The 24,487-nt window shown below is 48.5% G+C and carries 22 protein-coding genes and 1 pseudogene; 4 read left to right on the top strand and 19 right to left on the bottom strand.

What is annotated here, in order from left to right:
- Positions 1–45: 45 nt before the first annotated feature.
- The 5 genes from NSB25_RS17380 to NSB25_RS17400 all read right to left on the bottom strand — a co-directional run bounded on the left by NSB25_RS17380 (position 46) and on the right by NSB25_RS17400 (position 4,874).
- The gene (locus NSB25_RS17380) at positions 46–1,629 is read right to left on the bottom strand and encodes an ArnT family glycosyltransferase (protein WP_103240822.1); all 1,584 of its coding nucleotides are present in this window, start codon (positions 1,627–1,629) and stop codon (positions 46–48) included.
- Positions 1,629–2,885, bottom strand: a complete 1,257-nt coding sequence (locus NSB25_RS17385) for a hypothetical protein (protein ID WP_103240821.1) — start codon at positions 2,883–2,885, stop codon at positions 1,629–1,631. Before NSB25_RS17385 ends, NSB25_RS17380 begins: the two co-directional genes overlap by 1 nt.
- A gap of 1 nt (position 2,886) precedes the next feature.
- Entirely contained in the window at positions 2,887–3,453 is a 567-nt protein-coding gene (locus NSB25_RS17390) for a flavin reductase family protein (protein ID WP_103240820.1), read from the bottom strand.
- A 66-nt stretch (positions 3,454–3,519) separates the two neighbouring features.
- Positions 3,520–4,146: a hypothetical protein gene (locus tag NSB25_RS17395; protein WP_146040105.1), complete on the bottom strand. Its 627-nt coding sequence runs from the start codon at positions 4,144–4,146 to the stop codon at positions 3,520–3,522.
- A gap of 83 nt (positions 4,147–4,229) precedes the next feature.
- On the bottom strand, positions 4,230–4,874 hold the full coding sequence (locus NSB25_RS17400; protein WP_103240818.1) for a GTP pyrophosphokinase: 645 nt from the start codon (positions 4,872–4,874) through the stop codon (positions 4,230–4,232).
- A 267-nt stretch (positions 4,875–5,141) separates the two neighbouring features.
- On the opposite strand from NSB25_RS17400, the gene NSB25_RS17405 reads away from it, so the two are divergent.
- Both NSB25_RS17405 and trhA read left to right on the top strand, forming a co-directional pair.
- Positions 5,142–5,408 carry a hypothetical protein gene (locus NSB25_RS17405; protein WP_103240817.1) on the top strand — a complete coding sequence of 89 codons (267 nt, stop codon included), beginning with the start codon at positions 5,142–5,144 and terminating at the stop codon, positions 5,406–5,408.
- A 221-nt stretch (positions 5,409–5,629) separates the two neighbouring features.
- Positions 5,630–6,280 (top strand): PAQR family membrane homeostasis protein TrhA, encoded by a 651-nt coding sequence (gene trhA / locus NSB25_RS17410; RefSeq protein WP_103240860.1) that lies wholly within the window; start codon positions 5,630–5,632, stop codon positions 6,278–6,280.
- A gap of 118 nt (positions 6,281–6,398) precedes the next feature.
- On the opposite strand, the gene galE is transcribed toward trhA, so the two are convergent.
- Together galE and yicI are read right to left on the bottom strand one after the other, a co-directional pair.
- Positions 6,399–7,415 (bottom strand): UDP-glucose 4-epimerase GalE, encoded by a 1,017-nt coding sequence (galE, locus tag NSB25_RS17415; RefSeq protein ID WP_103240816.1) that lies wholly within the window; start codon positions 7,413–7,415, stop codon positions 6,399–6,401.
- A 202-nt stretch (positions 7,416–7,617) separates the two neighbouring features.
- Positions 7,618–9,993, bottom strand: a complete 2,376-nt coding sequence (yicI, locus tag NSB25_RS17420; protein WP_103240815.1) for an alpha-xylosidase — start codon at positions 9,991–9,993, stop codon at positions 7,618–7,620.
- Between the two features lie 224 nt (positions 9,994–10,217).
- Between yicI and NSB25_RS17425 the strand changes: the two genes are divergently transcribed.
- Positions 10,218–10,445: a hypothetical protein gene (locus NSB25_RS17425; RefSeq protein WP_103240814.1), complete on the top strand. Its 228-nt coding sequence runs from the start codon at positions 10,218–10,220 to the stop codon at positions 10,443–10,445.
- Between the two features lie 9 nt (positions 10,446–10,454).
- Here the strand turns inward: NSB25_RS17425 and NSB25_RS17430 are convergent, their stop codons facing one another.
- From NSB25_RS17430 to NSB25_RS17460, 7 genes and pseudogenes are all read right to left on the bottom strand, one after another.
- Positions 10,455–11,438 (bottom strand): lysozyme inhibitor LprI family protein, encoded by a 984-nt coding sequence (locus tag NSB25_RS17430; protein ID WP_146040104.1) that lies wholly within the window; start codon positions 11,436–11,438, stop codon positions 10,455–10,457.
- Between the two features lie 350 nt (positions 11,439–11,788).
- On the bottom strand, positions 11,789–12,052 hold the full coding sequence (gene spoIIID / locus NSB25_RS17435) for a sporulation transcriptional regulator SpoIIID (protein WP_103240812.1): 264 nt from the start codon (positions 12,050–12,052) through the stop codon (positions 11,789–11,791).
- 157 nt (positions 12,053–12,209) lie between these two features.
- Entirely contained in the window at positions 12,210–12,449 is a 240-nt protein-coding gene (locus NSB25_RS17440; protein WP_146040103.1) for a hypothetical protein, read from the bottom strand.
- A complete protein-coding gene (locus NSB25_RS17445) occupies positions 12,427–12,756 on the bottom strand; it encodes a nucleotidyltransferase domain-containing protein (RefSeq protein ID WP_172455183.1) in 330 nt (109 codons plus the stop codon). Before NSB25_RS17445 ends, NSB25_RS17440 begins: the two co-directional genes overlap by 23 nt.
- 186 nt (positions 12,757–12,942) lie before the next feature.
- On the bottom strand, positions 12,943–13,080 hold the full coding sequence (locus tag NSB25_RS17450; protein WP_242982512.1) for a PD-(D/E)XK nuclease domain-containing protein: 138 nt from the start codon (positions 13,078–13,080) through the stop codon (positions 12,943–12,945).
- Between the two features lie 25 nt (positions 13,081–13,105).
- Positions 13,106–14,071: pseudogene (locus NSB25_RS17455) on the bottom strand (AAA family ATPase); the annotation flags it as partial.
- A 257-nt stretch (positions 14,072–14,328) separates the two neighbouring features.
- On the bottom strand, positions 14,329–16,218 hold the full coding sequence (locus tag NSB25_RS17460) for an elongation factor G (RefSeq protein WP_103240809.1): 1,890 nt from the start codon (positions 16,216–16,218) through the stop codon (positions 14,329–14,331).
- 681 nt (positions 16,219–16,899) lie between these two features.
- Here NSB25_RS17460 and NSB25_RS17465 point away from each other — a divergent pair.
- A complete protein-coding gene (locus tag NSB25_RS17465; RefSeq protein ID WP_103240808.1) occupies positions 16,900–17,427 on the top strand; it encodes a GNAT family N-acetyltransferase in 528 nt (175 codons plus the stop codon).
- Positions 17,428–17,539: 112 nt separating this feature from the next.
- Here NSB25_RS17465 and NSB25_RS17470 read toward each other — a convergent pair whose 3' ends face one another.
- The 5 genes from NSB25_RS17470 to NSB25_RS17490 all read right to left on the bottom strand — a co-directional run bounded on the left by NSB25_RS17470 (position 17,540) and on the right by NSB25_RS17490 (position 24,374).
- Positions 17,540–18,328 (bottom strand): PD-(D/E)XK nuclease domain-containing protein, encoded by a 789-nt coding sequence (locus NSB25_RS17470; protein ID WP_242982511.1) that lies wholly within the window; start codon positions 18,326–18,328, stop codon positions 17,540–17,542.
- The gene (locus tag NSB25_RS17475; RefSeq protein ID WP_242982510.1) at positions 18,304–19,029 is read right to left on the bottom strand and encodes an AAA family ATPase; all 726 of its coding nucleotides are present in this window, start codon (positions 19,027–19,029) and stop codon (positions 18,304–18,306) included. The genes NSB25_RS17470 and NSB25_RS17475 overlap by 25 nt, the downstream gene beginning before the upstream one ends.
- 21 nt (positions 19,030–19,050) lie before the next feature.
- Positions 19,051–19,248, bottom strand: coding sequence for a purine biosynthesis protein PurH (locus tag NSB25_RS17480; RefSeq protein WP_103240859.1), 198 nt, complete (start codon positions 19,246–19,248; stop codon positions 19,051–19,053).
- Positions 19,249–19,468: 220 nt separating this feature from the next.
- Positions 19,469–24,277 (bottom strand): ICP22 family protein, encoded by a 4,809-nt coding sequence (locus NSB25_RS17485; RefSeq protein WP_257479285.1) that lies wholly within the window; start codon positions 24,275–24,277, stop codon positions 19,469–19,471.
- Positions 24,204–24,374 carry a hypothetical protein gene (locus NSB25_RS17490; RefSeq protein WP_257479286.1) on the bottom strand — a complete coding sequence of 57 codons (171 nt, stop codon included), beginning with the start codon at positions 24,372–24,374 and terminating at the stop codon, positions 24,204–24,206. The genes NSB25_RS17485 and NSB25_RS17490 overlap by 74 nt, the downstream gene beginning before the upstream one ends.
- Positions 24,375–24,487 lie beyond the last annotated feature (113 nt).

Genomic DNA, 24,487 nt, shown 5'->3' on the forward strand with positions numbered 1-24,487 from the left:
AACAACTTTGTACAGCTCTGCCCTCAACGCACAGCACATCCTTCCTCATTCCGGTTCGGCCGGCACCAGCAGGTAATAATTTCCCTCCTCTTTCAACACCCGATATGCAAAAGGCATTCTGTCCAGCTCGGATATGTGAATCAGGTACAGTCCCTCCGCATCCGCCGTCTGTTCATAGTCCACATTGATAAAGTGATACCTTTCACTGTAGGGAAGAAGCTCCCGGCCACCGTTATAATTCGTTTTCTCCTGATAATAAGCAGCGTCAATTTCGCATGCATAATGCGTCAGAATCTCCGCCATGGACAGGTTATACTGCCAGTCCATATTCCCGGTAATATACAGCCTGGCATACTCTGTCTCCCCGTCCGCTTCCTTCACTGCTTCCAGGAAATTTACATTGAAAAGTCTGCCGATTTCTCCGGCAAATGTAGTAAAGTAGGTTCCCAGAAACAGCCCAAAGCATACTGCGTAAGCAGCTCCGATAAAGGGAAGCGTCCTCTTCCAGCGCCTGACCACTTTCCAGATGCCGTATCCGCACATGAAAATCAGCGGAAAATAAATGATATTGATTCTGTTTACATTCACTTCAAACGTGAGAAGTCCCGTCCAGATCCCGGTAAGTAAAAATCCCCACAAAGCCAGCATTTCCGTCTTCCGGTCCATATCCTTTTCCCGGCACATATCCCCTGTAAAAGACACCGCTCCCAACAGCATAAAGGGAATGGAGATATGATAGAGCGGGCCAAAAGCAGGAAGGGAATTGTACAGCTGATCGGGTGTCTGCAGAATACAGGTCCGTATCATGGCAAGGAAGTTGCGCCCCAGCTGTTCAAAGGAAAAATTCAGGAACAGAATATCTGCGGAACGGATACTTTCCGGAAAATAACTCATGGTAAAAAACGGCGTTTCAATTGTGGACCACCCGAAGAAATTGATTGCCATCACCAGAATCTCCGGCAGCGCCACCAGCAAAAACAAGGCGATACACAGCAGAATTTCCCTGCATTTCAGCTGCCTTTTCCACAGACACCACAGCGCGAACACTGCCAGAAACGGAGTCACAGAATAAACCGCCACACCATAGCAGTAAAATGTCAGGCCAAAGAAAATCATGGAAGCATACAGATATCTCCTTTTTTCCAGTCCCAGCAGCAACAGCCAGAAGGCCAGCAGGAATACATGTGGAAAAAGGTTGCAGTCCAGGGACCAGCGGCTCTGCATAAAATGCCAGGGATTTACCGCAGTAAGCGCCATCAGCCCCAGCGCCACCCTGGCGTTGAAAAGCCTTTTCCCGGCCAGATATACCAGTGCCACGGAACCGCAGCCGGCCAGAAGCATGGGAAGCCTGACTGCCAGGGTACCGAATCCGAAAAGTTTGATAAAGGGGATCATACAGTAGGACAGCAGTGCACTCATCTGTCCATATTTCCAGGCGGTGAGATGTACCGGCAGCCTTATACCGAAACGATCTGTTCCGTATTTTGACAGAGCCCATGCATCCACGCCGGCCATGGCTTCATCCTGATTCACTCCTGCGGGAATCCTCACGAATCCAATGCAGCGGACCAGCACCGCCGCAATCAGAATGATCCAGAAAATCAAACGCTCTCTTTTTCTCTCTTCCATCAGAAAACCCCCGCGTTATTTCCCTGATATAAATACAGGAAAAATTCCATTCCGCACTGCAGATGATACAGATACAGATACAGTTCCGGTATCACAAACACCCCGAAAATCCAGGGCTTCCACCCCATGAGATTTTTCAGCATCTGCAGTACACAGATTACAAATACAAAGAAAAGTCCGTGCATATAGCCCCAGGAAAAGTTCAGATGCACCAGACGAAACCCCTTTTCATACAGGAAGAGAAAGCTCAGCAGCCCCGCCGCCATCAGCTGCCAGGCCAGTCTGAACTCCCTGTTCCTTCTCAGTTCCCTGAAATTCAGAGCCAGCACACAGAATGGAAACAGCAGCGCCAGCAGGATACTCAGCGGAATGTTAAAAGAATGGATATGCCAGGCTTTTCCCAGCTCGATTCCGATTCCCGTCTCCTCCCCGTGCATGTTCTGCCCGGTAAACACGCCCAGAAACTGGAAAATAAGCAGAAATCCTGTGGGCAGAAAGCAACAGCCGAACAGTAACGTGTTCTTCCAGCTGGCAAATCCGGCAGCCAGCAGACGGTACAGAAGCGTCAGCCCCACCACCGGCAGCAAAATGAAGGTAAAGCTTGGTTTGGTAAAGGCGGCAAGAAAGCTGAACAGTGACAGATACACCGCCTTTTTCACGGGGATTTCGCTTTCATACTTTTCCAGAAGCTCTGCCGTCAGGAAGAAGCAGATAATGGAAAAAGGCCTCACGGCCAGATAGGTTGCATTCCAGTATGGATTGGGCGTCAGGATACCGTTGCAGCGGTAAATATACTGATACCCCCAGATTTTTTCATCTTTGGGGCCATAGTACATGGATACAAAAAAAAGAGAAAATACCGCCAGATTTACTGCCGCGTCCCACAGAAGGTTCCACTTCACCTGCTGCCTGCGGGCATACTCTTTTAACGTTTTCTCCATGTAATATTTCAGCAGAAGCACACTCAGAGAATTCAGGAATGTGGTGGAAAAAGCCACCGCAGCTTCCGCCCCCATCACCGGCATCCAGATTCTCGAGAGCCAGAACAGAAAACGGTACGGGAATTCATACCCGCTTTCCAGTCCCTGCGTCTCCAGTATGTATGCCTTCATGTCAGAAAAATAAATCCCCTGGTATTCGATGGCCTGCCTGTAGAACAGCACGAACATCAGCATCGAATACAGCACCAGCAGGATTCCGAAAAGGCATCTGTCTGTTCTCTTTTCATAGCGTTCCAGTCTATTGGTCAACGTCATGCTATCCCGTCCTTTTTACACTGTATCCAAAGGTTCCCAGCTGCTCTCCGCACACATAATAGGCGCCGTGAGAATAGACTATCGGGTCCGCTTTTTCCAGATGAAATTTGTTCTTCTCATCCATAAATCTTCCATCTGCATGGACAGCTGTAACTTCTGCAAGGAACATGTGATGAGATCCCAGAGGCATCATCTGACATACTCTGCACTCCAGATTCACAGGACTCTCTCCGATCAGGGGCGCCTTCACATTCTCCGCCGGAAGAGGTGTCAGCCCTGTCTCCCTGAACTTGTCCACTTCCCTGCCGCTCTTCACCCCGCAGTAATCGGTGGCATAAGCCAGTTCCCTGGTGGTCAGGTTCACCACAAATTCCCCTGTCTCCTTCAGAATCGGATAAGAATACCTTTCCGGTCTCACGGAGATACTGAGCATGGGCGGATTCGTGCATACGGTACCCGCCCATGCAATGGTAATGATATTCTTTTTCCCGTCTCTGTCCGCCATACTCACCATAACCACCGGCAGGGGATAGAGCATATTTCCCGGTTTCCACAATTCCTTCGCCATAATCTTATACTTTCCTCCACGCCTCCTGGAGCGTGTCTGACAATTCATTCCCGCCATCTGCACGCTCTAGAAAGGCAGCATATTCAGCCGTCCCAGGATCTGCATCACTATGCCCAGCAGTGAAAAAATCATGGCCAGTACAGAAAGTGTCAGAATGGCATTCATCTTTCCCTTCAGGGAGGTCACACCTGTCTTCACGTCTGTCAGACCATCGCCCTGCCTGCTGCTTTCCTCTACCAGCACAGCCTGCACATTGCGATATACTTTCACGCATTCTTTGTGTACATTCTCCTCCAGGGCATCAAATTTCTCAGTCAGCTGCGCCGATGACTGTGCTTCCAGCTGGCCGCAGAGCTGATCAAGCTTCTCACCGGGCCCTCTCAGCGCGGCTTCCAGCTGAAAGCCCAGGGCCTTGTCCATTCCATCCATCTGCTCCCTGAGCTGTCCCAGCATCGTCCTGAGCTCTTCCATTTCCCCGCGCAGTGCCTGACCGGTCTCATCGCTGTCTGTGCGCATACCTGAAAGCTTCTCGGTGCCTTCCTCAATCAGCTTCTGCATCTTACCCAGACATTCCGTATACTCTGCCGACCGGTTTTTCAGTCTGTTCAGTTCCTCTGTGTCCGCCGCGGTATTTGCCCTGATAATCTCCTGCGCTGTCAGTTTCTGAGCCAGCTTGTCCGTAAATATATCCATTTGTTCTCCTCCCGGCATTGCCTTGTTTCTTCCTTCCCAAACTTCAAAGCAGTTCAGCTTTCAGCTAAACCGTAACAGAAATTCTACTCCTCACGCTCGCGGATAATCGTCAGAATTTCTTCGTTCAGCTTCAGCATCCTGGCATCCAGGTCCGTCACCATTTTGGCACATTCCACCAGTTCCGTCTTAATATCTTCCGGCGCGTCACCCTCGAATTTATAGTGAATCTTGTGCTCCAGACTGGCCCAGAAATCCATGGCTACCGTCCTGATCTGAATCTCCACCTTTGCATCCACTGTCTTGTCCGATAAATATACCGGCACAGTGACAATCATATGGTAGCTTTTATAACCGCTGGTCTTCGGAAAAGTGATATAGTCTTTCACCGCAATCACATGAATGTCTCTCTGCTCTCCCAGCATATCAACTATTCGATATATATCAGACGTAAAAGAGCATATAATCCGGATACCCGCAATGTCATTCACGTACTTGATCATATTCTCAATAGTGGATTCACGGCCGTCTCTCTTCAACTTTTTTACAATGCTTTCAGGGGTTTTGATACGGGCCTTAATATGTTCGATGGGATTGTACTGATGCACATGCTGAAATTCGTCATTCAGAATCGCCATCCTGGTCTCAATCATTTTCAAGGCCGCATTGTATATAAGGATAACCTCTTCCCAGGTATCAATTCCTTCTCCATTGCCTTCCCTCAGTTCCATGCCAGCTCCTTTATCGTTTCCTTTGTACCGGCTTATTCTCTCCACTGACGCGCACATATCACAGACACGTATCACAGAGATCCGCATCTGTAATCACATTCGCCGTCTGCCGAATAAGCAGGCTTATTCTTCCCACTGACATTCATTATATCATGAATCTCCTCAAAAATGTACATTGTTCGCAAAAAAATATGGATTTTATGCCCGGAATCCATTAGTATGTCATTATATCCCTGTCATACTACATTTGCAAAGGAGGCAAGAAATATGTTTCGCTTATGGGCACGAACCTTCAAAGACAATCATATATTGCAGGATACCTGCATCGAAGATGGAAGTTCCGATACCAGAACCCACAAAGTTTTCCGCGCTCTGGAGGAAGTCTGTTATCAGTTTGATCTGGGAAAACCCATCTGGCTGGATAAGACAGTCGCCGAGTTCAAACGGCACAGCAAAGCCCGTTTTACACAGGACAATTTTATAGAGGGAATTGAATTTGACTATCTGGAAATTCAGATAATTGAAGAAGATTAGTATTGACATTTCTCCAATCCGGGTATAATATCATTATATCCATGATATAGTTTTAAAAACTACATATCATATGCACAATATTTAATTGAAGGTTTCGAAAGCTTTCTCACGCAGTTTCTGCGGATGCGTATGATAAAATATCAGGATTGATACTGCTGTCTCAGATTTATCACACAAAGCAGCTTATCAAATATAATAATAACCGGAATGGAGGTATCAATATGCAGATTACAATCAGAGAACCAGGAAGCGCTATTACCCATTTTATCGGCATGATGATGGCCCTTTTTGCATCGGTGCCGCTGCTTGTCAAGGCCGGTATGTCCTCCGGGGCAGAGAATTTCACCGCCATGGCCATATTCATGGCAAGTATGATTCTGCTTTACGGCGCCAGCGCCACATATCATTCCGTGAATCTCACCGGAAAATATTTACGAATCTTCCGCAAGCTGGACCATATGATGATTTTTGTCCTGATTGCAGGCTCCTATACGCCGGTATGCCTGATTGTGCTGGGAGGCCATGTGGGCTATACTTTACTGGCCCTTGTGTGGGGTATTGCTCTGGCAGGAATGCTGATCAAGGCCTTCTGGATTACCTGTCCCAAATGGTTTTCCTCGATTATCTATATCGCCATGGGCTGGGTCTGTGTGCTGGTGTTCGGCAGGCTGTTCGACACACTCTCCACGGCGGCGTTTCTGTGGCTCCTGGCAGGGGGCATTGTCTACACCATAGGAGGGATCGTCTATGCTCTGAAGCTTCCTCTGTTCAACTCCAAACACAGAGAATTCGGCTCTCATGAAGTATTTCATCTCTTCGTCATGGCCGGAAGCGTATGCCATTTCATCTTTATGTATTCCTATGTGGCATAAAAATATAAACGAAATAAGATTTTCTTAGCGGCCGGCAGCGTGCACAGCACACCTCTTCCGTACGCCCGCTAAGAAAATCTCTTGTGTCATTCCCAGTGGTAATTATGCCGTTTCTATTCTAATTCTCATACCCGTTCGGATTATTCTTCTGCCATCTCCAGGAATCCTCGCACATCTCCCGGATACCGTACTGTGCCGTCCATCCCAGCTCCTCTCTGGCAAGGCCCGCATCGGCATAGCAGGCGGCAATGTCACCGTCCCGTCTGGGCTTGATGACATAGGGAACCTTTACTCCCGTGGCTTCCTCGAAATTCCTCACGATATCCAGTACACTATAGCCGACGCCTGTACCCAGGTTATAAATCTTCAGCCCTGCTCTCTCTTCAATCTTTTTCAATGCTTTCACATGTCCCACAGCCAGGTCCACCACATGAATATAATCTCTCACGCCCGTTCCGTCAGGCGTATCATAGTCGTCACCGAACACTCCCAGCTGCGGCAGCTTTCCTACAGCCACCTGTGTGATATAGGGCATCAGATTGTTGGGAATCCCGTTGGGATTCTCTCCCATGGTACCGCTTTTGTGAGCACCGATGGGATTAAAATAACGCAGCAGAATCACATTCCATTCTGTGTCGGCTCTCTGGATATCGGAGAGAATCTGTTCCAGCATGGATTTGGTCCAGCCGTAAGGATTCGTACACTGTCCTTTGGGACAGTCCTCCGTAATCGGTATCACTGCCGGATTCCCATAGACCGTAGCACTGGAAGAGAAGATAATATTTTTTACCCCCTGCCCACGCATTACATCCACCAGAGTCAGGGTACCTGCAATATTGTTCTCATAATATTCCCAGGGCTTCTGAACAGACTCCCCCACTGCCTTCAGTCCTGCAAAGTGAATAACCGCATCCACTTTCTCCCTGGTAAAAATCTCTTCCAGCGCATTTCTGTCCAGAATATCCGCCTTGTAAAAAGGAACCTTCTTCCCCGTAATTGCTTCCACGCGCTGTAAAGATTTCTCGCTGGAATTACATAAATTATCAACTACTACCACATCATAGCCTGCCTGCTGCAGCTCTACCACCGTATGACTGCCGATAAATCCGGCACCGCCTGTGACCAGAATCTTCATCCCTACCTCTTTTCCGCACGCTGTCCGGGACTTCCCGACCTGCCGCGCTTATTATGATATGTTTTCTTTACAATCTCAGAATACCGGATTCTTCCGGATTCCTCAATACTTATATGTTACAGAAAACTGTCGAAATGTTAACTACAGATATCGGTCTGACGAACTGCTGCTTCCGCCGACAGCTCAACAGGTGAATCCGGCTTCAACTCATTCCGGAAAAAGCTTCTGCCTCCACCTGGGCCATCCCGCTTTTTTCAAAAGCAAGAATGATATCCTTCCCCCTGACTTCCCAGGCTGCGCCACTGACCTTTGCCCTGCTTCCCGCATTCACCAGAATCACCCTGCAGGGCTTGTCCCCGGTCACATCCACCCTGTACTGCTTCCCCTGCCTCTCTATCCGCACCAATGTATCCTGCTGTGCCTGTCCGTCATAGACTACCGTACCGGTCTCTTCCCCGTCCCCAGGTGCATATACCCGAAAGGTTACGTCCCGCGCATACTCATAGACCGGCCCGTCATCACAGGCTCCCACGGCCACCACACTGCTTTCCCGCACATAAAGGGGAATGCTCAGATAACCGTGCTTCTCCCGGTACCACCTGCCTCCTTCCCGCTCTTCTCCGGTGAGGAATGCCGTCCATCTTCCCTCCGGCAGGTAATACTCCGCCATGCCCTCCTCATTGAAAATCGGCGCCACCAGCAGGGAATCCCCCAGCATGTACTGATTTGCCGGATAAGCACAGTTTCTGTCCTTTTCGAATTCCAGAGCCATACTCCGCATCATGGGTACCCCCGTCCGGGCTGTCTCTATGGCATTCCGATACAGGTAAGGCATCAGAGACGCCTTCAGACGGGTGAAAAAGCGCACCACCTCCACACTTTCCTCATCGTAAAGCCAGGGTACTCTGTAGGAGGAGGAGCCGTGAAGTCTGGAATGGGTGGACAGCAGCCCGAAGGCACACCAGCGCTTGTACACATCCGGTGTGGACCTGCTCTCAAAGCCGCCGATATCATGACTCCAGAAGCCGAATCCGGAGCTGGTCAGAGACAAGCCGCCCCGAAGGCTCTGTTCCATGGACTCATAATCGGACCAGCAGTCTCCGCCCCAGTGCACCGGGAACTTCTGTCCTCCTGCAGTGGCGGACCGGGCAAAAAGTACAGCCTCCCCTTTCCCTCTCTTCCTCTCCAGCAGCTCGTAGACTGCCTTATTGTACAGGTACGTATAAAAGTTGTGCATTTTCATGGGGTCAGCCCCGTTATAATAGACCACCTCCGTGGGAATCCTCTCCCCGAAGTCTGTCTTAAAACAGTCCACTCCCATATCCAGCAGCTTCTCCAGCCCCTGCTGATACCATTTCACCGCCTCCGGATTCGTGAAATCCACAATGGCCATGCCCGACTGCCACATGTCCCACTGCCACACGTCTCCATTGGGCCTCTTCAGAAAGTACCCCTTCTCCATCCCCTCTTCAAAAAGCGCGGACTCCTGACCCATATAGGGATTTATCCACACGCAGACTTTGATGCCTTTTGCTTTGATTCTGGCAAGCATCCCCTCCGGGTCAGGGAACACTCTCTCGTCCCAGATAAAGTCCGTCCAGTGGAATTCCTTCATCCAGCAGCAGTCAAAATGGAACACAGACAGGGGGATTCCCCTCTCCAGCATGCCGTCTACAAAATGCATCACCGTAGCCTCATCATAATCCGTGGTAAACGAGGTGGAAAGCCACAGGCCAAAGGTCCAGGGCGCCGGCAGCGACGGCTTCCCGGTCAGATCCGTATACCGCTCCAGAACCTGCTTCATACTGGAACCGCTGATGAGATAATAATCCAGGCACTCCCCTTCCACGGAAAATCCCACCTTGTTCACCTGTTCTGTCCCCACTTCAAATTCCACCCGCTCCGGATGGCTGACGAACACACCATACCCTCTGTCAGACAGATAGAAAGGAATATTTTTATAGGACTGCTCCGTGCTGGTGCCTCCGTCCTCATTCCAGATGGATATGGACTGACCGTTTTTCACGAAAGCGCCGAACCGCTCGCCCAGTCCGTATATCTTCTCGTTCACGGACAGGCCCAGCTGCTGCCGCATATAGGCGCCTCCTCCTGTGTCGTAAGCCATTCCCTTCCAATTCTCCTTCAGATAGGCCAGATCTCCGGGACCGCTCTTCGTCAGCAGCTTTCCGTCACGCTCATAGCGCATACTCCAGGCCTGCCGGCCAATCACCAGACTTAAGCCACCGCTTTTTATGATGATACTGCTCTCGGTCTCCTCCACGGCCAGGAGATTTTTCCCCGCCGAACTGCTTTCCTTTTCCAGATTCAGCGCAAATTCCGGTCCTCTCTTTACCGTTCCCCTGTGATGCCATGTCTGCACACGAATGATTTCCGGCATGGGCGCGGTAATCCGAACGGTAAGATTGATGCCGTCTATGGTGTTGCCCCGGCCGCCGACTGTTCTGGTGGGTGCGCAGAGCAGCACCTCCTCCCCGGTAATTCTGCAGTCATACACCTGCTGCGGCGAAAATCTGCCAAAGCCTTCCTTTAAAAGCCAGCATCCATTCTGAAATTTCATAAGTCCCTCCTTGCTTTAAGCCTTTTCCCGGCTCCATTTTTCATAGATTATCCTGTTGCACAGACTATTTTGTGCTGCCCTTTCACTTTTATCTTTTTCCTTTTCAGCACGATAAGCAGACATGCGGAACTTCAGAAATCGCAAAAGCGGCCGATATAATATGTAATAAATCACACCCATGAGGATTTACAGGTACCTGTAAATCCGGAACAGGAGCGAAGACTATGAACGATATGACTCAACTCTTACATTCAATGGAAAATACTCTGAAACTGCAGAACCGCGCCAGAGCGGAACGAAGAGCCCAGAAAGCAGAACAGGAAAAGAAAGACTTCCAGGAAAAGCTCATGCGTGCCGCCGTAAATAAAATGGAACTGGAAGGACAGGCGTCAAAAGTCAAAGGTGCAGATGACGCCGTGCACAGGGACCAGCTCATAGCCATGATGATGTGACGGCCCTTTTCACTTCGCATATTCCGCCAGCTCATACACTCTTTTTTGGGTCAGTTCCGCCGCTCTCAGAGACTGATCCATGGACTGCACGCTCCCGCCTGCAGCCGCCTGTCCGGCGGCTTCCACTTCCGCGTCCTTTGCTGCAATCCACTCGCGCTCCTCCGCAAAAGAGATCTCCATGGCAATCCTTTCCTCAAGGCTCTGTTCCTCATACTGATTGCTGAAAAAGCCTGCCTGCATCTCAATATTGTATAAACCGTAAAAAGAAATCTCCTTTTTCCCGTTATCCTCCAGATTGTATGCGTTTACCCAGTACAGATACTCTTCCGGCAGATCGTCCAGCTTTGCACCCGGGAGATACAGGTAAAATTCCTCCCCGCCCACCAGCCCGCTGGCAGTGGAATAGATCTGGCGGACACCGTCTACAATCTCTTCTTTTTCAGGCTCCTGCTCATAGACCAGCGAAAGCAGCTTCATTTTGTAAGTATACTCGTCCACCTTCTCCAGCTCCCCAAAGCTGCCTGTAAAATCACACAGATACAAGGTTCCATTGGGATAGTTTTCCCCCATGTCTCCCATGTCAGCATCCTGATAATGCCCTTCGAAGCTGCCGTCACCCTCAATAAAAAGCTCCGTAAACCAGGCCCCCACGCCGCTGCTGAACGAAAAAGTCCAGCCGGTGAGGTTATCAAAGCCAAACGCCCCGTCTCCCGTGTGCCCGGCTTCCTCACTCCGGTTTCCCGGGGGCTGATCTTTCTGTGTCTCCTGCTGCCCTGTACCTTCCCCATTCTCTCCCCGGGAACTTTCCTCCTGATTTCCTTCGGAGGATACACTGCCCTCCGGCAGGGCTCCCTCCCCGTCCGACTCTCCGCTCTCCCCGGAGGTAAGTTCCACCGGATGCACCTGTACGGGGCCTTCACTCTCATCTCCGCAGCCGGCTGATACCACCGTCACTGTGAGCACTGCAGCCGCCAGTATAATTTTTGTATTCAAACCATTTCTCATTTCTGTTCCTCGCTGAATTATCCACATTTGCTGTGACTCAGAGGCAATTCCTGTCTCTCGATTTCTGTCAGCACATGAACTTTTCCTTACTTTTCCTCTGCTTCCAGTCCGCTGAAAAATCTCACAGCTCTGTCAACTTCCTCCTGCGTCGGATGCCCGATTTCTTATCATTCCTTTTTACAGTTATTTTACTTTAAACAGAGTTATTATGCAAATAAAATCCACAAAAGTTTCAGGACGGAAAGCTTTATATATTCACGCGTCCTGAACATCACAAAATCCACCTGCAGCTTCTGCTGTCTGCCGGTGGATTTTCTGTTTCCTCATGGATTAATTTCCTACACCAGACTCCCTTGCTGGTGCAGATACTTCTCCTTCGTGGCAAGCCCTCCTCGAATATGCCGTTCGGATTTGTTCACATCCAATACCTTTCTGGCCTCCGCCGCCAGCGCGGGATTGACCTGGGTCAGGCGTTCTGTTACATCCTTATGTACCGTGCTCTTGCTCACTCCGAAAGCCTTGGCTGTCTGCCGTACTGTGGCATTGGAATCAATGATATAATTGGCGATGCTGACGGCACGCTCTTCGATATAATCCTTCAAAGGAATACCCCTTTAAGATACCTTTTTTCCATTGTATGAAGGATTTCTGAGGGATATGACTGGCTTGGGGGAGCTGATGTGGAATTTTTTACTAATCGGGAACATGACCAGGAACGGTAAAATTAAGTTAATAGATGGAGAATACGCATAGCACAGCTCACCAACCAACAAGAGTCGGTGAGCTGCACCATTTTCCGGTTCGCAGCCAGAGCCAGATATCTACTCTTGTATTGACCCACATTGCGATAAATGGCTTGTCCACATTGGCTATAGCAATTGACAGCGCAGACTGCAAAGAAAATGGCGATACGCTTGTAATACGGATTGGCAAATCATGTTCCTGAGAACCATAGGAAATGGAATAGCCAGTTCCTTCAAGCTGCTTTCCATAAAACAATCCCCTCCTTTTTCACATTCCGGTAAAAAGGAAGTACATCCTCCCATTTCTTCATATTGCTTTCCTCTATATCCACGATTGAAAAAACTCTTTCATATCGGATGTCCATGTCGGCAGCCCAGCTTAAGAAGCGCCTCTTTGTCGCTTCATCCATCTGGCTCCTCACGACAATCGCAATATCAATATCACTTTCTTCCGTTGCGTCGCCCCTCGCCGCTGAGCCGTATAAAATAATCATGGTAATATTATTTCTAAAGATATCCGTAAAACCCCATATCAATTCCTCTCTCATTTCCTTTGACAGCATTCCTTCACCTCCCATGATTTCTCAGCCCACGGTCAGTCCTTCATTCATTATACCTTGCTGACACTAATCCATAATCAGATATTTCAGAAAGCTCTTTTATCATTTCCGCTGTCATCCTATCTGTATTTACCATAATATTACCACCCAATCAAAATACTATTGTTCTAGAACTCTCTTTATCAATCATCATCCGGCTTTCCCAATCAGAACCTTTTTTCCGCAGAACGCAAAACCATACTTTTTAATTCGTTTTGTCGGAATTCCTCTTGCCCGCAATATAGCTTCATACTGTTTTTCCTCAATCTGTTTCAGCGCTTCCTTCACCGTATCAGCCAGCTCCGCTTCTGTAGCCGGCCAGGCTGTTGGAACTGGTGTTAATCCAGTATAGACCTAATTTCCCTTTATCCAGATAATTGATAATGGACCAGGGATTATAAATATCCGAAATGCTTCCGAAAATGAAGCCGTCATACCACTCCTTCACCTCTTCTTTTCTGCCGGACAAACCAAACTCATTCAGGGCAGTGAACACTTCTTCTTCCGTGAACCCAAAACTGTCCATGTATTTTTCCGAGGTTACCGTCACTACCTCCAGATTATTCAAATCCGAAAACATGGACTCCAATGCTTCGCAAGAAGCTATGCTCACTCTTGTGATCCCTGTCATGAGCGCACGCTCCAGATAAGGGTTTGTCTTGAATGTAGCATTAAACAGACTTCTGGTAAAGGAAACCATTTCCTCCCAATACCCATTTACGTAGGCCTCCTGCATAGGTGTGTCATATTCATCCAGAAGCACTATTACCTTTTTCCCATAATACCGAAAGAGGATTTCTGATAAAACGCCTATGGCATCTGTGGCAACATATTCTTCCATGTCCACGGAAATCTTTCGGAAATATTCCTTTTCCTGCTCATTCAGTTTTTCCCTGTCCAGCAGATAGGAGAAATGATTGTAAACCGACGCGATAATCTGGCACATTTTCTTTTGGGCATTCCGGTATGTTGTCTCTTTCACTTTGGCAAAACTGAGCATGATGACCGGGTAAGTGCCCTGAAGAGCCCTGTATTTCTCCTCTTCCCATATGCACAGTCCTTGGAACAAATCTTCCCTGCCCGCATATTCTACGGAAAAGAATTTCTCCAACATATTCATATTCAATGTCTTGCCGAATCTTCTGGGACGGTTAATCAATGTTACACTGTCCCCACACTCCCACCATTCTTTGATGAAGTGGGTCTTGTCCACATAAAAATAGTTTTCTCTCCGAATCGATTCAAAATCCTGATTTCCTATACTTACTGTCCTTGCCATGCATATCCCTTTCCCCACAGGCTTTCTCCCATACGCCCACAGCAAACCTGCCACATGTCTTCAGTATATCGGATTCATGCTGTAAACGCAATGGGGAGTTTCGTTTCCATTTTAAAAGGAGCATTTAGAAGTTCTCCAACAGCTCTTCTAAATACTCCTTCGCCAGATTATCTATTTTATTCTCCACATATACCGTTCTGTTTTGTTACTGCCATATATTGGAAAATTTTCAAAACATTTCGCATATATCATATTTTTCATTTATATTTCTCCATCAATGCCTCCACACTCTCATTCATCGGTAAATACTTGAAAAAATCCTGTAAAACAGTTGCGCTTCCATGGGTAAGAATATTCAGCCTTGATTCATAATTCATCATATCCTGAAGAAGGGCCTTTCCTATAAAACATGTTTCCGTTTCTCCATATTGGTACTCTGTGATTCTGGCTTTCATTTTACAGATATCGTTCAGCACAGTTTTATCATAATCAACAGGAACACTTATTATAAAGCTTTGCCACGGCTCCAACATTTCTACATTCGAGTCATCAAACGCCTTTTTCAGTGCCACAGGAACCAATCTGCGGAAATCCGCAGGTGTGCCCATTACACTGTCATAATCTGCTTCCAAAAATGTTATTTTAACATCAATCACTTCATGTCCCTGCGTCCCCTCATTCAATGCAATCCTTATCCCATCCATAACCGCGTTCTGAAAAGGCTTCTCAAGATAACCATAAGAAACCAGATTTTCGTATTGAAAGCCGCTTCCCAATGGCAGCGGCTCAACCTGAAACACCACTCCCGCATAATAAGGATTCTTCCAATCCCCGATTCTCATGGAACAATACCCCTCTTTGGTTGGATGTTCCTTGTAAATATTGGTTAAAGGTCCAAACGATATGTTTAACCCAAATCGGTTCTTTAATATTTCTCCCAGGATCTCCATCTGCAAAGGTCCGTACAAAGAAATGATAATATCCTCTGTCATCGAACTTACTTCAAATTTCAGCTGTGGGTCTTCCTGCCATAAGGTATTCAATGCATTCAATAACCGATACCTCTCATTATTGTCTTTGGCCACAATATTGGCATGGAATAAGGGTTCCTTTAGCTTCACCTTACTGTCATCCCCATGATTCCCGCCTATGACCGTGCCAACTTTCAGCAGCTCTTCATCATAAATAATTCCCACATCCCCACATGCAACGCTCCTGGCAGAAATGATTTTCCCGTTTTCAAAATATGCCAAATTACGTACCAGCATTTTCTGAGACTCCTCATTCCTGATATATACATTTTGCCGGACCGTAACGGTTCCGCTGAAAACCCTGAAAAAAATACGTTTTTGTCCTTTCTGGTCAAAATCCACCTTAAAGACATAGGCTGACAATTTATCCGTTTGGGGCTTAACATCTGCCATGATTTTTGTCAGCATGTCCATCAGGCTGGTAATTCCCTGATTTTTTAATGCCACTCCGCCCAACACGGGATATAATTTCCCGCCTCGAACCAGACGGATCAATTCTGTTTCATACTCTTTTGTGGTTATTTCCTGAGACTCATCATATTTTTTTAGCAATGTCTCCGATGAAAGCAATAATTTCATCTGAAGCTCTTCATCCTCCAATGGGATATCCTCTATTTCTACCTGCTTCCCGCCTACTCCCTGATACCTTTGACATTCCAGAATTTCGTCCGTCAGCTTCGTTCTTATGGTTTTGATCAGATCTTCATAATTTACCCCCATCCTGTCCAGTTTGTTGATAAAAATAACTGTCGGGATATTCAGTTCGGAAAGCTTCCTGAAAAATAATCTTGTCTGGGGCTGAACCCCTTCCCTGGCAGCAATCACCAGCACAACAACATCAAGTACATGTAATACACTTTCCACTTGGGACAAAAAATCAAAATGCCCGGGAGTATCAATCAAATTAATCTTCATATGATTCCATTCAAAGGATATAACCGATGACTTAATTGTCATTCCCCGCTTTTTCTCTAAGTCCATGGAATCCGTAACAGTGGTTCCATCATCTACATTCCCCATTTTCCGGATACATCCGGCCTGAAACAGCATGCCCTCAGTCAGCGTCGTTTTGCCTGCGTCCACATGGGCAAGAATTCCCAAATTAATTACATTCATGCTCTTTACCTGCCTTACCCTCTTGCTTTTTGTCTGATTTTTTCAGCCATCCTGTATTTTCGATTCTCTGAAAATGGGTGCAAAAATGCCGCAGAAAGCATCCTTCTCTGTGGGTACTTCCTGCGGCTGATTATGGGCAGTCGAGTGGGGGAATGCTCTTCTCCACTACTCGCCGGGCGGCCCGTACGCCGCTTCAGCGGCATAATTCCTCTGTACGGGCCTGCGCATAAAAATAACACACCTCTTGAGTGTGCTACAACCAAAGCTATAGTATTCACGAAAGGTTACCTGAAAACGGCATAACAATAAAGAGGTCTTACACCCCGATAATTGTCTGCACCAAATATGCAGTTTAAGACACAATTACCTCGTAAGCTGCCATTTTATATCCTTCTCCTTTCGCGATCTGTCAAAGCAGATTCATTTTGTTTGGGTAGAGTATAACACATTCAACGCAAACGTTCAATAGGAAAATCCGTTTTAGGAGCAGAGATACAGGCAAAGCGATGTTTCATCGCTTCGGCAGATGATGATGGAACTGAATAAAGAAAAGGAAAGATCAGGCATAATTTAGTAGCAATACGTGTGCGTTTGTAGTAGGATAATACTGTTGGAAGTTCAATACATTAAAGTTGGAAAAAGTTATTTTAGCTCCCCTGGATAAAACGGAGGATTTTTCATATGTTATTACAGTTTAAGAATTTAACAATTAGGAATGCAACTGTTGAAGATGCAGATTTATTGTCATCATGGTGGAATGATGGAAAGATTATGGCTCATGCAGGTTTTCCCAATGGGACTGGTGAGACAGCCTGTGAAATTGCTGAAAATCTCAAAAAAGACACCGATGAAGACAGACGTCTGATTATCGAACTTGATAACAGACCTATCGGCGAAATGAGTTATGGCAGGGAAAGTGCAGATACAGTCGGAATTGGGATAAAGATTTGTGATTTTTCAGAACAGGATAAGGGGTACGGAAAAATACTTTTAAGTATGCTTATCTTTTCATTGTTCAAAGACATGGGATATAAAAAAATAATTCTTGATACAAATGTAAATAACAAAAGGGCTCAACATGTATATGAAGAACTTGGTTTTACAAAATTACGAGTGAGAGAGAATGCATGGAAAAATCAGCTGGGTGAGTTGCAGTCATCTATTGACTATGAAATGTGTCAGGAAGATTTTGTAAATTTTGCCAGGTAAAAGTATTCTATAATTCATTCCCGCCATCTGCACGCCCCACATTTGCGGTATATTTGCCCACTCCGTATTATTATAGGCATAAAATTAACACACCCTTTGATTTGGGTCAGCATCACATGTCATACTTCTCTATCCTGCACCGATGCTTCCTTTCCCCTGCCGGCGCATCCCTGTCATAGCTGATGCCCACCAAAAGGATATCGCTGCCATAGTCTTTGACAGCCTCCGGATAGCGCCTGTCCCGAATCTGATCCAATGCGCTGTCCGCCGACTTTTTCCATTTCAGCTCAATGACCAGCACGGGCAGCGGGGAATTCTTCTTCGGCAGATACACCACATCCGCATAGCCGCTCCCTGCCGGCAGCTCCTCGAGCATCACATATTCGTCCCCATAGCTGAAATAGGCCCGTTTGATCACGTTCCTCAGGGCCTGTTCATTGTTGTAATACAGGGGGGATTCCTCCTCGTGAATCTTTTCGATCTGTCTGGCCACAGCTTCCTCGTTTCCCTGGACCGTATCTGCGATAAGCTGTTCGCTCTCTCTCACCCGCCTGATGGTATCGTCCCGCTTTACCTGCCGTATGGCTCTGGCGAACTCCTCTCTGATTTCCTGGTTGGGGATATGGGCGCTGCGAGTCTCCTCCTTGTAAGTCAGATATCCCAGGTGGATCAGCAGCGTCAGCACATTATCCCTGTCCCGGAAGGTGGTCAGATCATTGGCGAATCCTTTTGTATCCACCTCTGTCTCCACGCCGCCGATCAGCTCCGTCACCGTCCTGCCAAGCCCGTCGAAATCCAGGCTGATATATCCCATCAGGCTCTCTGCCGCAGAGGTCTGGGTCCAGTAGGAGTCAAAGTCGTCATTGATAATTGCCTTCATGACGGAATTGGGATTATACACGGAATCAAGATTCCGGAAAGAATATCCGTCATACCATTTTTTATCATCGCAAAATCGTTCCCATACATCTCGCAGAGCCCACGGACCTCTCCTTCCGTAAATCCCACATAGGGCCCGAACTGTCTGGGCTTGACCATGGTATACTCCAGGAAATCCGATATGGCGGACTGGGAGCCGTCTTTTTTGACAGGAAGGATGCCTGTCATGTATACTGCTGCGAATATTTTGTCTGTCATCCCACTGTTTTTGAAAAGAGAGCGCAGGAATTCCGCCTCCACCCCATTGGCCAGCATCGCCGCAAAGCCTTCCGCGCTTTTCACGCCCGGGTACTGTTCTGTCAGTTCCCTGACCACATTCCGCTGGATATAGGGCACGACCTCCTCCACAGAGGCTCCCCCTATCGCTTCCGTCATGTCCAGATAAATCACATCATACCGGTTCAGATGCTCCCGATATCTTTTATCCTCCGCAATCTTTAAATCGTCGAACAGCCCCGCCGAATCACAGGTTTTGTCATAATAGGCACACAGCATTTTCGCCGCGAAAGATTTCCCGAAGCGGCGCGGCCTGCTGATACAGGTCAGGCGCCTGGGCGTGTCGATGGTCTGGTTGATCAATCCGATCAGACCCGATTTGTCCACATAGATGTCATTTCTGATTCCGCTAAATCCGCTGTTGCCGGGATTCAGATAATTTCCCATAGTCCCCTCCCCCTCTCCCGGCTATTTGTCGCCGGACACATATCCCGCCCGGAACTCCCGGTTGATTTCTGCAAGCTCCTTCAGGCCGTCAATATATGGCTGATACATCTCCACAATCCCTGCGCTGCATCCATCGCAGGCCGCCGATATATTTCCCAGGGATTCAGCCACGATTTTCTCCCGTTCCTCCCTTGTGGTATCCTGTATCAAATAACCCATTTTGCTTTCATGATAGCCCGCTGACATTTTTCCAAAATCAGATATCAGATAGAATCCGCATAAGCAGCTCCTGTGTACATTATATCCCCGCCAGACCTATTCCACAATCAGATAATTCAAAAAGGGCATTCGGAAGTCCTCCTGCAGTTCTTCCAAATGCCCTTAATCATTACGGCTAAATCTGGTTCCTGTAATATTATCAGCGGTGCTTTCGACAGGACTATTTCCTGCGCCTGTTTCTTGCGATGCCATAACATGCCGCAACGGCACCGGCTGCCGGCAGCATCCATAAAATAAACTGTGGCACAGACAGCCTGTCATCTCCTGTCTTGGGAGAAATCATATTTTCGGCCTTGCTACCAGATGCCCCGCTTCCGGAGTCTGGTGTCTCTGTTCCGCTCCCGGGGCTACCGTCTCCGGGGCCTGGTGTCTGGGTTCCGCTCCCGGGGCCATCATCTCCGGAGCCGGGTGTCTGGGTTCCGCTCCCGGAATCATCGCCTCCGGGGCCTGGTGTCTGGGTTCCGCTCCCGGAATCATCGCCTCCGGAGCCGGGTGTCTGGGTTCCGCTCCCGGGGCCATCGTCTCCGGAGCCTGGTGTCTCCGTTCCGCTCCCGGAATCATCGCCTCCGGGCTCAGAGGGCTCCTCTTCACCAGTACCGCTGTCCTCCATAATCTCAAATCCCGCAGAAGCCTGGCCTCCATCCGAATAAAGGACAGTGAGACTATGGGTTCCCACCGCAAGCATCTTTAACAAATCTTTCTTAAGCGTAATGACAGTGCTTCCTTCTGACGCTGTATATCCTTCCGGATCCACAGATTGTCCGTCAATCAGGATACCGGCAAATTTGCTGAAAGCGCCATTGGCCCTAAAGGTAATCTCTCCATCTGCCCCTAATGTCCATTCACTGCCATCGCCCTCCAGTATCCTGTAATCTGCCAGCGCCTTCCGATATAGCGACTCACAGGTCTCAATAAGTGCCTGCAGCTCATCCTTTTCCACCGCAGCGGCATTCTCAGTCATGACGCTCTTTGCCGCTTCCAGTACCTGTCGAATCGTCTCTGCGTCATCCGAAGCGACATTGTCCTCCGTAAGCCCTTTTATCGGTTCCGCCAGGCTGCTGATCGGTTTCATCGTGACCGTGACGACTGTTTCATGTCCCAACCGGTCCAGGGCCTTTATCACATATGTGGCTTCCCTGTTTCCGGAAAGAGTCACTTTTTCGCTTCCGGAGACTGCCTGACCGTTTACAGTAACCCTGTCCAGGTGCGCATCTGTCACACTGGCTATCTGTGTGACATAATAAGTGCCATCGGGTTCTATGCCGCTGATTTCGGGAGCCTTCAAATCAAATTCTCCGCCCTCTGAGGCGATAAATACCGTATTGCCGGCCTGATCAGTCGCTTTCCCGTAAACAACGAACTTCCTTCCGTCCTCGGCAGATATCTCAAACTCACGCCCTCCTGTCCACCCGTTCGCATTCTCCAGCTCTTCCTGCGTCAGGATTTTTTCAGACCAAAGATATGAGATATCGCCAATCCCGCTGAGGGTATCCTCCGCCGTAACTTCGACCTTTACGTTCTTCCCGAACAGGCCTGAAAAGGTTATGTTCCCAGGTTCTGTCTTCACGGAGTTTCCGTCAAATAAGATATCTGCTCCCTCCGGGGCTGTCCGGTCCAGCTTATAACTTTCCTTGGCTGCCAGGGAAATCAAACCTGTCTCGTCATCTTTTACATAGAATGTCACCGAACCGCCATCTGTCTCCTCTGTCCGCGGCGGCAGCGTCTGTGTCCACTCATCCGTCAGGGTATTTCCTGTGGAGAGCAAATGCCCTTCTGCCGCGCTTATGACAAAGTCCTCGTTGGTCCATCCTTTCTCATTCAGCTTTGCCAGATAATCCGTCCCGTTTTCCGCCGTATACTCGTTTACGATTTCAAATTCTCTGCTTCCGTTTACCGCATATCTTCCGCCGGGCTTATCCGTGATGATCACACATGCGGTTGCGCTTGCGGTGCCGTCACCGATATTATCCTCATAAGCGACTTCATATTCCTCTTCAGGAATGACAGTATTTCCATCTTTCACCACCACAGAAGGTTTCTTGGGCGTTCCGTCATAATAGAAAGGCCCATCCGAAATCTCTATGACCGGATTGTCTACCGCAATCACCTGCACGACTTGCACGGTAAAATTGTACAAATAGCTGCTGCTTTTTCCGCCGCCATTCACATAGGGTATCTGGGCCCTAAACTCATATTCTCCCAGCTCCAGGCCCTCAAGATAGCTCCCTGCCAGATGGAAGCTCACCGTGTTTTCATCTGACTCTATAAAATAATAGTTTTTTTGCACTAAAGGCGAATCAACCGAAAAATTCCACAATAAAACTTGATTAAGGATACCGGAGGCTGTTATTCCATTGAAAGAAAAGCGGATATCCTCCGGCTTATCCTTCGCAAAAATATAGCTGTCGCTGTCCGGGACTTTAAGAATCTGCACATAGCGATCACCTTCGAGGATTTTGCCGTTCAGACGCTTGATCATTCCAACATGAACGCTGCCGGTCCCCCCTACGGTCAGCTGGTCACCGGCGACAGATGCTCCCGGTGCAGTAGTTCCTTCCGAGATCACCGAGTATTCAACTGTGACCGTAGTGCCCTTATGCCCTACCACTTCACAGCTCACAGAGTAATTTGCATCACCCGCATGGATTTCCTCCAGCGTCACAGTTTGATTGCCTTCCCCTGACCATTGGAAATCTTGTTGCTTCAGAGTGGGCTCGTACAGCCAGCACTGACAGAATTCCTCCACAGGTCCCATGACATACCATGTCGCTCCCTCCCATAAGAGAATATTGTCCGGATATGAATACCTCGAAGCAGAACCGCGTTTCAGCGCGTATTCCGGAATCCCGGCTGTAAAAAGACTGTCCGGTGCTTCCGCCGGCGTTTCCACCAGCGTAGATTCGTTTTTCCCCTCAATGGCTGTTCCGCTTCCATCTATCCACTGAATCCGCGCGGTTCCTTCCGGCACCACATCAAAATGGATCGGGTCATAATCAATTGTGCGCATAAGCAACGGATTATTCCGAAATTCCGTTGGCGGCATACCAAAGAGCATGTTGTTGCCATCCACCCACAGCGCGCCGCCGTCAAAAATGAGTTTCTCCGCACAGCCTCCCAAGGTACAGTCATCTCCCACAGTGCTGTTATCCTTAAACCTGATATAACTGTTCTGCATCAGAATAGTGTGAAATTTGTTCTGATCCGGCATAAATTTCACTTCCGGCTGTTCTGTCCAACCTTTCTCCGCTGAACCGCAATTGATGAAGGAGAGGGTTGCTCCCGCCGTATCAATCGCATTCTCGGTCAGCGAAAAATTTGAAGCCGAAGCATTTTCAAAGGAGACCGACAGCTTTCCCTCCACCGGTGAGTTACAATTAAAATATTGCATCTCTACGTTCTTCAGAAGAATTTCCGCATCTTTCACAGTTGTACCGACACCACTTGCTCCGGAAGCACATACGCCGTATAAACTGCCGCCATTTACCGTAATCGATGCTTTCCCCGTCACCGAAGACGCTTCTCCGCCGCCACCATAAATATATTGACTGATATTTCCGGCATTCACAGTGATGTTGCTGTTGCCCACTGTTCCTTTCCGGCCACCTCCAAATATTTGTGTAAACGTACCGTCATTGACAATAATGTTAGTGCTGCCCGCCACCTCCACTATAGCATTGTCATCAGTTCCCTCTCCGCCTCCATAAACCCAGCCTGTAGCCTGGGCATTCTCTCCGAACACCAGTTTCGTATCACCGGTAACTTTTCCCGAAGCTTTATTACCGCCGAAAACAGGTCCGACCTGGGCATTTTTCACATCAACAAGAGTGTTTCCATTGACTTGTCCTGTATCGCTTCCGCCATAGATATTTTCTGCATTTCCTCCTGTTATGTATATGAATGTATTTCCGTTTGTTTCTGCGCGGTTTCCTCCGCCATATACATCTATCGCAGTACCGTCGGATATGCTCACACAGGTATCTCCGACCAATGTCCCTTCCGCATTCCCGCCAAATACCTGCCAGACACTTCCGCCCTTGATATCTACACAGGCCGATCCGGTAAGCGTCCCATTTGCGTTGCCTCCATAGATGGCTTTGACACTCAGATTAAACATATCTTGTGACCCCTTCAGCATGACACTGGTGTCATATTGGCATTCACCGTCTCTTCCGCCTCCGTAAATAGTCGTATTGGGAAGAAAATATCCCTTGCCATCCAAATAGAAAATTCCGTCTGTCTTATCACCTCTGAGCTCGGTTATCTCCTCCCCCTGGTCACCAATTCCATTTCTATTCTCATCAATGTATAGCTCCGCGTATTGGGGAGACGATGATACTTCAATCAGCAGGGGCTGACCATTGGCATAAATATTATAAGCATAGTCGCCTGTCTTTTCGAATGTCACCCCGGAGGAAGTCCGCTCCGCCGAGGCCGCCGCTCTTAAAGCCGGCCCTGTCAGAACCTCTCCGTCCGGATTTAACCCTTCCTGGGTCCCATCATCTCCATCTGTCGTGTCCGAAGCCTCACCCTGCAAATCCGGCGCATCCGGGGCTCCTCCTTCCGGCCCATCCTTTTCCGTTTCCTCTCCCTCCGAATCCGGCGCATCCGGGGCCCCTCCTTCCGGCCCATCCTTTTCCGTTTCCTCTCCCTCCGAATCCGGCGCATCCGGGGCTCCTCCTTCCGGCCCATCCTTTTCCGTTTCCTCTCCCTCCGAATCCGGCGCATCCGGGACTCCTCCTTCCGGCGTATCTTTTTCCGTTTCCTCTCCCTCCGGATCCGGCGCATCCGGGACTCCTCCTTCCGGCGTATCTTTTTCCGTTTCCTCTCCCTCCGGATTTGTCCCTGCCGATTTACCCTCATCCGTGGCTATCGTCTCCTGCGCCTCTTTATCCGAATCAGCACCTGTCGGTTCTGCACCGGATGGGGACAGCTGTTCCGAAAATGCCGATGCATCCTCTACCCCCCCCATAAAAGGCCAAAGCCGTCTCTCCTGAAAACAGCAGCGACAGCGCTGCCGCGCCTGCCGTAACCAGGCTCACCAGACGTCTGTAAGTCTTTCGCCTCATATTATTTCCCTTCCTTTCCATACTCACTTTTTCGTATATTGTATATTAGGAAAAAACCCCAAATCAAGGCAGATGACTCAAACGGCAAAATTCTGACTCAAACGGCATCCCAA

It is taken from the genome of Acetatifactor muris (genome assembly GCF_024623325.1).
In the GTDB taxonomy this organism is placed as follows: domain Bacteria; phylum Bacillota; class Clostridia; order Lachnospirales; family Lachnospiraceae; genus Acetatifactor; species Acetatifactor muris.

Bases quoted from the DNA above. Each gene is read 5' to 3' on its own strand.
- NSB25_RS17425 (WP_103240814.1), top strand. From the start codon at position 10,218: ATGAACGATATGACTCAACTCTTACATTCAATGGAAAATACTCTGAAA.
- NSB25_RS17395 (WP_146040105.1), bottom strand. From the start codon at position 4,146: ATGGATATATTTACGGACAAGCTGGCTCAGAAACTGACAGCGCAGGAG.
- NSB25_RS17490 (WP_257479286.1), bottom strand. From the start codon at position 24,374: ATGAGGCGAAAGACTTACAGACGTCTGGTGAGCCTGGTTACGGCAGGC.
- NSB25_RS17460 (WP_103240809.1), bottom strand. From the start codon at position 16,218: ATGAATGTAATTAATTTGGGAATTCTTGCCCATGTGGACGCAGGCAAA.
- NSB25_RS17445 (WP_172455183.1), bottom strand. From the start codon at position 12,756: ATGCTGTCAAAGGAAATGAGAGAGGAATTGATATGGGGTTTTACGGAT.
- NSB25_RS17465 (WP_103240808.1), top strand. From the start codon at position 16,900: ATGTTATTACAGTTTAAGAATTTAACAATTAGGAATGCAACTGTTGAA.
- NSB25_RS17485 (WP_257479285.1), bottom strand. From the start codon at position 24,277: ATGGGGGGGGTAGAGGATGCATCGGCATTTTCGGAACAGCTGTCCCCA.
- NSB25_RS17385 (WP_103240821.1), bottom strand. From the start codon at position 2,885: ATGACGTTGACCAATAGACTGGAACGCTATGAAAAGAGAACAGACAGA.
- NSB25_RS17380 (WP_103240822.1), bottom strand. From the start codon at position 1,629: ATGGAAGAGAGAAAAAGAGAGCGTTTGATTTTCTGGATCATTCTGATT.
- galE (WP_103240816.1), bottom strand. From the start codon at position 7,415: ATGAAGATTCTGGTCACAGGCGGTGCCGGATTTATCGGCAGTCATACG.
- NSB25_RS17405 (WP_103240817.1), top strand. From the start codon at position 5,142: ATGTTTCGCTTATGGGCACGAACCTTCAAAGACAATCATATATTGCAG.
- NSB25_RS17475 (WP_242982510.1), bottom strand. From the start codon at position 19,029: ATGGGAAATTATCTGAATCCCGGCAACAGCGGATTTAGCGGAATCAGA.
- trhA (WP_103240860.1), top strand. From the start codon at position 5,630: ATGCAGATTACAATCAGAGAACCAGGAAGCGCTATTACCCATTTTATC.
- NSB25_RS17400 (WP_103240818.1), bottom strand. From the start codon at position 4,874: ATGGAACTGAGGGAAGGCAATGGAGAAGGAATTGATACCTGGGAAGAG.
- NSB25_RS17390 (WP_103240820.1), bottom strand. From the start codon at position 3,453: ATGGCGAAGGAATTGTGGAAACCGGGAAATATGCTCTATCCCCTGCCG.
- yicI (WP_103240815.1), bottom strand. From the start codon at position 9,993: ATGAAATTTCAGAATGGATGCTGGCTTTTAAAGGAAGGCTTTGGCAGA.
- NSB25_RS17480 (WP_103240859.1), bottom strand. From the start codon at position 19,248: ATGGGTTATTTGATACAGGATACCACAAGGGAGGAACGGGAGAAAATC.